Raw genomic sequence first — 12,108 nt, 5'->3', positions numbered from 1 at the left:
CCGGCCGGGTCACGAGTCGGATCCTTCGAGGGCCATCCGCACCAGCCCGGCGACATCGAGGTCGCGGATCTCGCCCTCGGGTGCGGCGGGCGGGGCCGGCACCCCGGCGGTCGGCGCCGGGCCGGCGGTGTCGCGGCCGAGGCGCAGCAGCTGGTCGAGCAGGCCGGCCTGGCGCAGCCGGTCCAGGGGGATGGCGGCGAGCACCCGCCGGACGGTCTCCTCGTCGCCGCCGTCGTCCGGATCGCCCTCGCCGGGGAACAGCTCCGCGTCGAGGTGGTCGGCGAGGGCGGCCGGAGTCGGCTGGTCGAAGACCACGGTGGTGGACAGCTCGTGCCCGGTGGCCGCGGTGAGCAGGTTGCGCAGCTCCACCGCCGTGAGCGAGTCGAAGCCGAGGTCGAGGAAGCCCCGTTCGGCGTCCACGGCATCGGCGGAGGGGTGCCCGAGCACCTTCGCCGCGTCGGTGCGCACCATGTCCAGCAGGGCGGCGCGCCGCTCCTCGGCCGGCAGCGGGCGCAGCTCGGCGACCAGGTCCCGCCCGGTGGGGGCGGCCGGGCCGGCCGGCTCGGCGGGCCGGGCGGCGAGCGCCCGGACGGCCGGCAGGTCGGCGAGCAGCGGGCTGGGCCGCAGGGCGGTGAACAGCGGGTGGAAGGTGGCCCAGTCGACGTCGGCGACGGTGACGCAGGTGTCGCCGGCGGCGAGGGCGTGCCGCAGCCCGGCCATCGCCAGTCCCGGCGGCATCACCCGCAGACCACGGCGGCGCAACTGCTCCGGAGCGCCCTCGCCGAACATGCCGGACTCGGTCCACGGGCCCCAGGCGACCGAGGTGGCGGCCAGCCCACGGGCCCGCCGCCGCTCGGCGAACGCGTCGAGGTAGGCGTTGCCGGCCGCGTACGCGCCCTGCCCGCCGCTGCCCCACACGGCGGCGATCGAGGAGAACAGCACGAACGCGTCCAGTTCAACGCCGTCGAGCAGCTCGTCGAGGAGTTCGGCGCCGGCCAGCTTGGGGCCGATGACGTACGCCAGGTCCTCCAGGGTGGTCTCGGCCAGCGGCACCACCTCGCTGACCCCGGCGGCGTGCACCACCGCGCGCAGCGGCGGGCCGTCCCGGCGCAGGTCGGCGAGCAGGTCGGCCATGCCGGCCCGGTCGGCGGCGTCGCACCGGGCCACCCGGCAGTCGACCCCGAGCGCGGCCAGGTCCGCGACCAGCTCGGTGGCGCCGGGGGTGTCGACGCCGCGCCGGCTGGTCAGCACGATCCGTTCGGCGCCGGCGCCGGCCGCCCAGCGGGCCACGTGCCCGCCCAGCGCACCCGTGCCGCCGGTGATCAGGACGGTCCCGCGCGGCTGCCACGGCTCGGGTTCGCCCTCGGTGGCGGCGGGGGCGAGCCGGCGGGCGTACGCGGTGTCGCGCAGGGCGAGCTGGTCCTCGGTGGCGGCGGTGAGCAGGCCGGCGAGCCGGTACGCGGCGGCGTCGTCGAGGACGGCGGGCAGGTCGACCAGGCCGGCCCAGCGGGCGGGCTGCTCCAGCGCCGCGACCCGGCCGAGGCCCCAGAGCGCCGCCTGCCGGGGGCTGGCCGGCCCGTCGTCGTCGCCGACGCCGACCGCGCCCCGGGTGGCGCACCACAGCCGGGCCGGCGCGTCGAGGTCGGTCAGGGCCTGCAGCAGGTGCACGGTGGCGGCCAGGCCACGCGGCAGCACGGGGTGTTCGGCGTGCGGGGCCTCGTCGAGGCCGAGGAAGGAGAGCACCGACAGCGGCCCTTCGGCGGTCGTCGCGGCGACCAGGTCGGCCAGCCGGGCGGCCAGCTCGTCGGGGTCGGCGGCGGTGTCGACCGGCGCGGTGGTCACCGCCGGGCCGAGGGCGCGGGCGCAGGCGTCCAGCCCCGGGTCGGCGGCCCGGTCGGCGGGCAGCAGCACCAGCCAGCGTCCCGGCGCGGGCGGGGCGTCCGGCGGCGCCACCGGCTGCCAGTGGACCCGGTAGCGGCTGCCGTCCACCAGGGAGCGTTCGCGGCCCCGTCGCCGCCAGGCGGACAGCGCCGGCAGCACGGCGCCGAACGGCTGGTCGCGGGCCACGTCCAGTTCGGTGAGCAGGGTGTCGACGTCCTCGGCGTCGACGGCCGCCCAGAACCGGCGCTCCACCTCGGTGCCGTCGTCGACGGGCGCGGTCAGCCAGGCCGGCGGCTCCGGCCAGTACCGCTGCCGGTCGAAGACGTAGGTGGGCAGGTCGGCCGGCTGCGGCTCGGTGCCCGCGTACAGCGCCGGCCAGTCCGGGGAGATCCCGTGCGCGTGCAGCGCGGCCACGGCGCGGAGCAGGGCGGCCGGCTCCGGCCGGTCCCGGCGCAGGGTCGGCACGACCAGCGGGATCCGGCCACCGTCGGCCAGGACGCCCTGGGCCAGCGCGGTCAGCGCGCCGTCCGGGCCGATCTCCACGTACGCGGTGCAGCCCTGCGCGCGCAGCGCGGCGACCGCGTCGGCGAAGCGCACCGTTTCGCGGGCGTGCCGCGCCCAGTAGCCCGGCGCGCCGATCTCCGCCGCCTCGACGGGCACACCGGTGACCGTGGAGACCAGCGGCACGGCCGGGGGGTGGTGCGGCAGCCGGGCGGCGACGGCGGCGAGGTCGTCGAGCACCAGGTCCATGAGGTGGCTGTGGAACGCGTGGCTGACGGCGAGCCGCCGGGTGCGTACTCCCCGGGCGGTCCACTCGGCGGCGACCTCCGCGACGGCGTCGGTGGTGCCGGCGACCACCACCGCGGCGGGCCCGTTGACCGCGGCGACGGCGACGCCCGCGCCGAGGGTGGGTCGCACGTCCTCCTCGCCCGCCGCGACGGCGAGCATCGCCCCGCCGGCGGGCAGTGCCTGCATGAGCCGGCCCCGGGCGGCGACCAGTTCGGCCGCGTCGGCCAGGGTGAGCACCCCGGCGGCGTGGGCGGCGGCGAACTCGCCGATGGAGTGCCCGGCCACCGCGTCGGGACGCAGCCCCCACGCGGCGAGCAGCCGGAACAGCGCCACCTCGACGGCGAACAGCGCCGGCTGGGTGAACTCGGTGTCGTCCAGCAGCGCCGCATCGGCGGTGCCCGGCTCGGCGTCGAGCAGCGGCCGCAGCGGCCGGGACAGGTGCGGGTCGAGCGCGGCGCAGGTCTCGGCGAGGGCGGCCGCGAAGACCGGGTACGCGGCGGCCAGCTCGCGTCCCATGCCGGGCCGTTGCGCGCCCTGCCCGGAGAAGAGGTACGCCACCCTGGGGCGGGCGGCCACCGCCCCGGTGACCAGCATCGGCGCGTCCGTTCCGGCCGCCAGCGCGCGGAGCCCGGCGCGCAGCTCCCGGGGCTCGGTGGCGAGCACGACGGCCCGGTGGTCCAGGGCGGGCCGGGAGACGGCGGACGACCAGCCGATGTCGACCAGCGGGGGCGCCTGCGGCCCGGCGAGCCGGTCGGCCCAGGGACCGGCCTGGGCGGCGAGCGCCTCGGCGGTCCGGGCGGACAGCAGCACCGGCACCACGGGCAGCGAGGCGGGCTCGCCGGCCGGCACGGGCGGCTCGGGGGCCTGTTCGAGGATGGTGTGGGCGTTGGTGCCGCTGATCCCGAAGGAGGAGACGGCGGCGCGGCGCGGCCGGCCGGTCAGCGGCCAGGACCGGCCCTCGGTGAGCAGTTCGACCGCGCCCACGCTCCAGTCCACCTGGTCGCTCGGCTCGTCGACGTGCAGGGTCGGCGGCAGGTAGCCGTGGCGCAGGGCGAGCACCATCTTCATCACGCCGGCCACACCGGCGGCGGCCTGCGTGTGCCCGATGTTCGACTTGATCGAGCCGAGCAGCAGCGGCCGGTCCCCGGGCCGGTCCTGCCCGTACGTCGCCAGCAGCGCCTGGGCCTCGATGGGGTCGCCCAGCTTCGTGCCGGTGCCGTGCGCCTCGACGGCGTCCACGTCGGCGGCGTCGAGGCGGGCGCTGGCCAGGGCCGCCCGGATGACCCGCTGCTGGGCGGGCCCGTTGGGGGCGGTGAGCCCGTTGGACGCGCCGTCCTGGTTGACCGCGCTGCCCCGGATCACGGCGAGGACCGGGTGGCCGTTGCGGCGGGCGTCGGAGAGCCGTTCGACGAGCAGCACGCCGGCGCCCTCGCCCCAGCTGGTGCCGTCGGCGGCGGCGGCGAACGCCTTGACCCGGCTGTCCGGTGCCAGCCCGCGCTGCCGGCTGAACCCGACGAACACGCCGGGGGTCGACATCACGGTGACCCCGGCGACGAGGGCGAGGGAGCACTCGGCGGCGCGCAGCGCCTGGCCGGCCCAGTGCAGCGCGACCAGGGACGAGGAGCAGGCGGTGTCCACCGAGACGGCGGGCCCCTCCAGCCCGAGGGTGTACGAGACCCGGCCGGAGAGCACGCTGCCGGCGTTGCCGGTCATGAGGTGCCCCTCGGCGCCCTCGGCGGTGATCATCAGGTTGCGGTAGTCCTGGTAGTTGGTGCCGACGAAGACGCCGGTGGGGCTGCCGCGCAGCGCCTGCGGGTCGATGCCGGCCCGCTCGACGGCCTCCCAGCAGACCTCCAGCAGCAGCCGCTGCTGCGGGTCCATGGCCAGGGCCTCGCGGGGGCTGATGCCGAAGAATCCGGGGTCGAAGTCGGCGACGCCGGGGACGAAGCCGCCCTGGCGGGCGTAGCTGGTGCCCTCGGTGGCGGGGTCGGCGTCGAACAGCCGGTCCAGGTCCCAGCCCCGGTCCGTGGGGAAGTCACCGATGGCGTCGCCGCCCGCGGCGAGCAGCTGCCACAACCGTTCCGGGTCGTCCGCCCCGCCGGGGAACCGGCAGCTCATCGCGACGATGGCGAGGGGCTCGTCGGGGGCTGCCGCCGCGACCGGCGCGGCGACCTCGGCGGCGGCCCCGCTGATCAGCTCGTCGAGGTGCCCGGCGAGCACCGCCGGGCTCGGGTAGTCGAAGGCGAGGGTGGCGGGCAGCCGCAGGTCGGTGGCGGCGGCGAGGAGGTTGCGCAGGTCCACGGCGGTCAGCGAGTCCAGGCCGAGGTCCCGGAAGGGCCGGGTGGCGGGGATGTCGTCGGCGGAGCCGTAGCCGAGGGCGCCGGCCGCGCACTGCCGGACCAGGTCGAGCAGCGCCGCGCTCCGCTCCGCCGCGGATTGGCCGGCGAGCCGGCGGGCCAGCTCCGAAGAGGGTACGGCCGGCTCCTCGGCCGGGGTCTCGACCGGTCGGGTGGCCGCGTGGAACTCGGGCAGGTCGGCGAGGAGCGGGCTGGGCCGGACCAGGGTGAACACCGGGGCGAACCGGGTCCAGTCGATGTCGGCGATCACCGTGGTGCGGTCGCCGCGGCGCAGCGCCCGGGCCAGCGCCGCCACGGCGAGACCGGGGTCCATGGCGACCATGCCGCCCCGGCGCAGCCGCTGCTGGGCGCGCTCGTTGTCGGCGGGCAGGCCCGCCCCGCTCCACGCGCCCCAGGCGACGGAGAGCGCCGGCAGCCCCTCGGCCCGGCGCCGTTCCGCGAGGGCGTCGAGCTGCGCGTTGGCCGCCCCGTACGCGCCCTGCCCGGCGTTGCCGGTGGTGCCGGCGACGGAGGAGAACAGCACGAACGCGTCGAGGTCGAGGTCGCGGGTGAGCGCGTCGAGGTGGTCGGCGGCGGTGCTCTTGGGCGCGGCGACGGTGTGCAGGCGGGCCGGGGTGACGGTGTCCACGACGCCGTCGTCGAGCACGGCGGCGGTGTGCAGCACGGCGGTGAGCGGCGCGTCGTCCGGGAGGTCGGCGAGCAGGGCGGCGAGCTGGGCGCGGTCCGTGACGTCGCAGCGCGCCACGGTGACGCGTACCCCGAGGTCGGTCAGCTCGGCGGCGAGGTCGCCGGCCCCGGGGGCGTCGGGGCCGCGGCGGCTGGCCAGCAGCACGTGCGCCGCGCCGGAGCGGGCCGCCCAGCGGGCCAGGTGCCCGCCGAGGCCGCCGGTGCCGCCGGTGACGAGCACGGTGCCGCGCATCCGCCAGTCGTCGTCGCCGGGCGCCGGGTCCGTGATCCGGGTGAGCCGGCGGGCGAGGACGCCGGTGTCGCGGACGGCGACCTGGTCCTCGCCGCTGTCGGCGCCGAGCACGGCGCAGAGCCGGGCGGCGGTGTGCGCCTCGAGGGTGTCCGGCAGGTCGACGAGGCCGCGCCACCGGGCCGGGTGTTCGAGGGCGACGGCCCGGCCGAGGCCCCAGACGGCGGCGGCGGCCGGGTGCGGCGCGTGGTCGGCGGCGTCGGTCGCGACGGCCCGCCGGGTGGCGCACCAGAGCGGCGCCTCGACGCCGAGGGCGCCGAGCGCCTGCACCAGGTGGGCGGTGCCGGTGACGCCGCGTGGGGTGGCCGGGTGGTCGGGGTGGGGGTGCTCGTCCAGGCCGAGCAGGGAGAGCACGGCGGCGGGCCCGTCGGCGGGGAGCGCGGCGCGCAGCCGGTCGGTGAGCGCCGTCGCGTCGCCGGCCGGGTCGACCGGCACGGGTACGGGATCCGCGCCGACGTTGCCGAGCGCGGCCAGCACCCCGGCGACCAGCGGGTCGTCGGCCAGGTCGGCGGGCACGGGAACCAGCCAGGCGCCGGTGAGCCGGGTGAGCGGCAGGTCGGGCAGTGCCGCCCAGGTGATCCGGTAGTGCCACCGGTCGGGGTCGGGTTCGCCGTCGCCCTCGGTGGCGAAGCGCGGCGGGGCGGGCCAGTACCGCTGGTGGTCGAAGGCGTAGGTGGGCAGCTCGACGGTGCCGGTACCGGCGAGGACCCGGGTGAGCTCGACGGGCAGGCCGACGGTGTGGGCGGTGGCGAGGGCGGTCAGCAGCCGGGTGGGGTCGTCCTCGCCCCGGCGCAGGGTGCCCAGTGTGTGCCCGGTGACTCCGAGGTCGTCGAGGATCGCGGTGACCGGCATGGTCAGCACCGGGTGCGGGGAGATCTCCACGAACGTCGTGTGACCGGCGTCGACGGCGGTGCGCACGGCCGGGTCGAACTGGACCGGCCGGCGCAGGTTGTCGTACCAGTAGTCGGCGGTCATGGTCTCCGGGTCGACCCAGGTGCCGGTCAGCGTGGAGACGAGCCGCGTGTGGCCCGGCTGGGGGGTGACGTCGGCCAGGTCGGTGCGCAGCCGTTCGGCGACCTGCTGCACGGACGGCGAGTGCGAGGCGTAGTCCACCGGGATGAGGCGGGCGCGCACCTCGTCGGCCTGGCACGCCGCCACCAGGTCGGCCACCGCCTGCGGCGGACCGGACACCACGGTCGTGGCCGGGCCGTTGACGGCCGCGACGCCGACGCCGGGGAACCCGCCCAGGCGCCCGGTGACCGCCTCGGCGGGCAGGTCGATCGACGCCATCGTGCCCGTCCCGCGCAGCACGGCGAGGGCCCGGGACCGCAACGCCACGGTCTTCGCGGCGTCGTCGAGCGACAGGATCCCCGCGACGCAGGCCGCGCCGATCTCCCCCTGGGAGTGCCCGATCACCGCCTGCGGGACCACGCCGGCGTGCCGCCAGACCGCTGCCAGGGCGACACCGACCGCCCACAGCACCGGCTGCACGATCTCCACCCGGTCCAACCAGGACTCGTCGGCGCCGGTGAGCACCGACACGAGGTCGACATCCAGGTACGGGGCCAGCGCCTGCTGGCACTCGGCGAGCGTCGCGTCGAACACCGGCGTCCGACTGATCAGCCCCGCCGCCATCCGCGCCGATTGCGCGCCCTGACCGGGGAACACGAAGATCGGGCCGGTGCCGTCCGCCGAGCCCGTCAGCACGTTTCCGGCCGGTAGGCCGGCGGCGACCGCGTCGAGGCCGGCCAGCAGTTCCCCGGTGGTGGTGCCCACCACGGCCGCCCGCCAATCGAACGTGGACCGGGTGGTGGCCAGGGACCAGCCGACCGCTGCCGGGTCCGCCCCGGGCTGCGCGCGCAGGTCCGCGGCCAGCCGGGCGGCCTGCCCGGCCAGGGCGCCGCGCGACCGGGCGGACAGCGGCCACACGGTGACCTTCGCGTCGACCAGCCCGGCGGTGGGCGCGGCCGGGGCCGGCTCGTCCGGCTCACCGGCCTGCTCGATGATCACGTGGGCGTTGGTGCCGGAGATGCCGAACGACGAGACCGCCGCCCGCCGGGGCCGGTCCACCGAGGGCCACGGCCGGGCCTCGGTGACCAGCTCCACCGCTCCGGACGACCAGTCGATGTGCGGCGACGGCTCGTCCACGTGCAGGGTCGCCGGCACGAGCCCGTGCCGGATGGCGAGCACCATCTTGATCACACCGGCCACCCCGGCGGCGGCCTGCGCGTGCCCGATGTTCGACTTCACCGAGCCGAGCAGCACCGGGACGCCGTCGCCGCGGTCCTGCCCGTACGTGGCCAGCAGCGCCTGCGCCTCGATCGGGTCGCCGAGGGTCGTGCCGGTGCCGTGCGCCTCGATGACGTCGACGTCGGCGGTGGACAGCCGCGCCGCGGTGAGGGCCTGGCTGATCACCCGCTGCTGGGCGGGTCCGTTCGGCGCGGTGAGCCCGTTGGAGGCCCCGTCCTGGTTGACCGCGCTGCCCCGCAGGATCGCCAGCACGGGGTGCCCGTTGCGGCGTGCGTCGGACAGCCGCTCGACCAGCAGCCAGCCGACCCCCTCGGAGAAGCCGGCGCCGTCGGCGGAGGCGGCGAACGACTTGCACCGCCCGTCCGGCGACAGGGCGCGCTGCCGGCTCGATCCGATGTAGAGCCCGGGGGTGGCCATCACGGTGACGCCGCCGGCCAGGGCCAGCTCGCACTCCCCCGCCCGCAGGGCCTGCGCCGCCAGGTGCAGCGCGACGAGCGAGGAGGAGCAGGCCGTGTCGACGGAGACGGCCGGCCCTTCCAGGCCGAGCGTGTACGACACCCGGCCGGACGCGACGGCCGCCGCGCCGCCGGTCATCGAGTGCCCCTCGTCGCCGTCGGGCGACATCATCAGCAGGGTCCCGTAGTCCTGCCCGTTGGTGCCGACGAACACCCCGGTCCGGCTGCCGCGCAGCGCGGCGGGGTCGATCCCGGCCGCCTCCACCGCCTCCCAGGCGGTCTCCAGCAGCAGCCGTTGCTGCGGGTCCATGGCCAGGGCCTCGCGCGGGCTGATGCCGAAGAACGCGGGGTCGAAGTCGCCGGCGCCGTCGAGGAAACCGCCCTCCCGGGCGTACGAGGTGCCCGGGTGGTCGGGATCGGGGTGGTAGAGCCGGCCCAGGTCCCAGCCCCGGTCGTCGGGGAACGGGGTGACGGCGTCCCGGCCGTCGCGCAGCAGCTCCCACAGGTCCCGCGGATCGCGGACGCCGCCGGGCAGGCGGCAGCTCATGGCCACGATCGCCACCGGCTCCAGTTCCTGGGACTGGGCCTCGCTGAGCCGGCGGCGGGTGTCGTGCAGGTCGGCCATGACCCGCTTGAGGTAGTCGCGGAGCTTGTCTTCATTGGCCATGGGTTGCCGCTTCCTCGCAGGGGACGGGGAGAGAGCCGGAGCGGGTCAGGACAGACCGAGGTCCCGGTCCACCATGGCGAACAGTTCGTCGTCGGTGGCCTCGTCGAGGTGCCGGCCGAGGCCGTCGCCGCCGCCCTGTCCGAGCCGGGAGAGCATGGCCTGGAGGCGGACGGTAGCCCGGACCCGGGCGGCCTCGTCCCGGACCACCACGTCGAGCCCGTCGGCGATCCGGTCGAGGTCGTCGAGGAGCGCGGTCGGGGTGACCACGTCGTCCTGGGCCACCTCGGCGTAGAGGTACTCGGCCAGCGTGGTCGGGGTCGGGTAGTCGAAGACCAGGGTGACCGGCAGCGCCACCCCGGTCGCGCTGCCGAGGCGGTTGCGCAGCTCGACCGCGGTGACCGAGTCGAAGCCCAGCTCGCGGAACGCCCGGTGCTCGTCCACCGACTCGCCGGCGGCGTAGTTGAGCACGGCGGCGACCTGGCCGCGGACGAGGTCGAGCAGCACGGCCAGCCGGTCGGCCGGCGGTAGCCCGGCGAGCCCCTCCCGCAGCGACTCCGGCCCGTCGGGCAGGTCGGCGCCGGTGGCCCGGTCGGCGGCCCGGAGCCGGCGCACGTCGGGAAGGTCGCTGATCAGCGGGCCGGGGCGGGTCGCGGTGAAGGCGACGGAGAACCGTTCCCAGGCGATGTCGGCGACGGTGAGGAACGCCTCGCCGTGGTCGACGGCCTGGTGCAGGGCGGCGATCGCGGCCTCCGGGGCCATCTCGGGTACGCCGTGGCGGTGCAGCAGCTCGCCGAGTGGTCCGTCAGCCATGCCGCCACCGGCCCAGGCGCCCCAGGCGATAGAGGTGCCGGTGAGGCCGAGGCCGCGCCGGTGCTGGGCGAGCGCGTCGAGGAACGCGTTGCTCGGGGCGTAGTTCCCGACGCTGGAGCTGGCCACCGAGCCGGCGAACGAGGAGAACATGATGAACGCGGCCAGGTCCAGGTCCAGGGTCAGCTCGTGCAGGTTCCAGGCGACGTCGACCTTGGCGGCCAGCACCCGCTCGATCTGGTCGATCCGGATATCGTTGATCATGGCGTCGTCGAGCACCGCGCTGGCGTGCACGACCGTGGTGAGCGGATGCTCGGCGGGGATCCCGTCGATCAGCTCGGCCAGGGCGTCCCGGTCGGCGGCGTCGCAGGCCACCACGCCGGCCCGGGCGCCGAGCGCGGTGAGGTCGTCGACGAGTTCCTGGGCGCCCGGCGCGGCCATGCCCCGCCGGCTGACCAGGATGATGTTCGGCACGCCGCTGCGGGCCAGCCAGCGGGCCGCGTGTCCGCCGAGGGCGCCGGTGCCGCCGGTGACCAGCGCGGTGCCCGAGGGCTCCCACGGGTGCGTGGGCCGGCTGTCGCCGAGCGGGACCCGGGTGAGCCGGCGGCCGAGCAGGCCGCCGGGGCGCACCGCGATCTGGTCCTCCTCGCCGGCGGCGGTGAGAGCGGCGACGAGCAGGCCGGCGCAGCGGTCGTCAACGGCCTCGGGCAGGTCGACCAGGCCGCCCCAGCGCTGCGGCTGTTCCAGCGCGGCGACCCGGCCGAAACCCCAGACCATCGCCTGGGTGGGTGAGCGGAGCAGGTCGGCGCGGCCGACGGAGACGGCGCCGGAGGTGACGCTCCACATCGGCGCCGAGAGGCCGACGTCGCCGAGGGCCTGGAAGAGCGCGACGGTGGCGGCGAAGCCGCCGGGCACCGACGGGTACAGCGGATGGATCAGCTCGTCGAAGGCGAGCAGGGAGACCACCCCGGCCACCTCGGCCGGTTCGTCGCCCGTGCGAGCGCCGGTGGCGAGGGCCTCGCGCAGGAGCTTCCCGAGCAGGTCCCGGTCGGCGTCGGGGGTGCTGACCGGCACCGGGACGACGTCGGCGCCGGCGGCGGCGAACGCCTCGACGCAGGCGTCCTGCCAGGGCTCGACGATGTCGCCGGTGGGCAGCACCACGAGCCAGGTGCCGGCCATGCCCCGGTTGGCGATGCCGGTGAGCGGCTTCCAGGTGTCCTGGTAGCGCCAGCTGTCGATGTCGGACTGCCGGCGGCGCTGCCGGCGCCAGGAGGTGAGCAGCGGCAGGGCCGGACGGAGCGCGTCGACGGCCTGCCCGGCCGGGGTGTCCTCGGTGGCCACGACGTCGGCGAGGGCGGTCAGGTCACCGCGTTCCACTGCCGCCCAGAAGCCGGTGTCGTTCGGGTCGGCGCCGCCCTGGAGCAGGTCCGGCTCGGGGCCGCCGCTGCCGTCCAGCCAGTACCGCTGGTGCGCGAACGCGTAGGTGGGCAGTTCGACGGTGTCGGTTTCGGGGAGGACGGTGGTGAGGTCGACGGGCAGGCCGAGGGTGTGTGCGGTGGCCAGGTTGGTCAGCAGCCGGGTCGGGTCGTCGTCGCCGCGGCGCAGGGTGCCGAGCGTGTGGCCGGTGGCGCCGAGGTCGTCGAGGATCGCGGTGACCGGCATGGTGAGCACCGGGTGCGGGCTGATCTCCACGAACGTGGTGTGCCCGGCCGTGACGGCCGTGCGGACCGCCGCGTCGAACCGGACGGTCCGGCGCAGGTTGTCGTACCAGTAGTCGGCGGTCATCGTGGCCGGGTCGACCCAGTCGCCGGTCAGCGTCGACACCAGCCGGAGGTGCCCGGGCTGCGGGGCGATGTCGGCCAGGTCGGTGCGGAGCCGCTCGGCGACCTCCTGCACCGACGACGAGTGCGAGGCGTAGTCCACCGG

General features: G+C 77.0%; 2 protein-coding genes. Both read right to left on the bottom strand.

Going from position 1 to position 12,108, the window contains the following annotated elements:
• Positions 1 to 9 precede the first annotated feature (9 nt).
• Positions 10 to 9,375: a type I polyketide synthase gene (locus ABZW14_RS19625; RefSeq protein ID WP_355348135.1), complete on the bottom strand. Its 9,366-nt coding sequence runs from the start codon at positions 9,373 to 9,375 to the stop codon at positions 10 to 12.
• 45 nt (positions 9,376 to 9,420) lie between these two features.
• On the bottom strand, positions 9,421 to 12,108 hold a 2,688-nt coding region (locus ABZW14_RS19620), incomplete at its 5' end, for an SDR family NAD(P)-dependent oxidoreductase (protein ID WP_355348132.1).

This window comes from Micromonospora sp. NPDC004551, assembly GCF_040609975.1.
Taxonomy (GTDB): domain Bacteria; phylum Actinomycetota; class Actinomycetes; order Mycobacteriales; family Micromonosporaceae; genus Micromonospora.
Note: the sequence above shows the minus strand (reverse complement) of the source record. Positions and strands in the feature narration are given on the sequence as shown.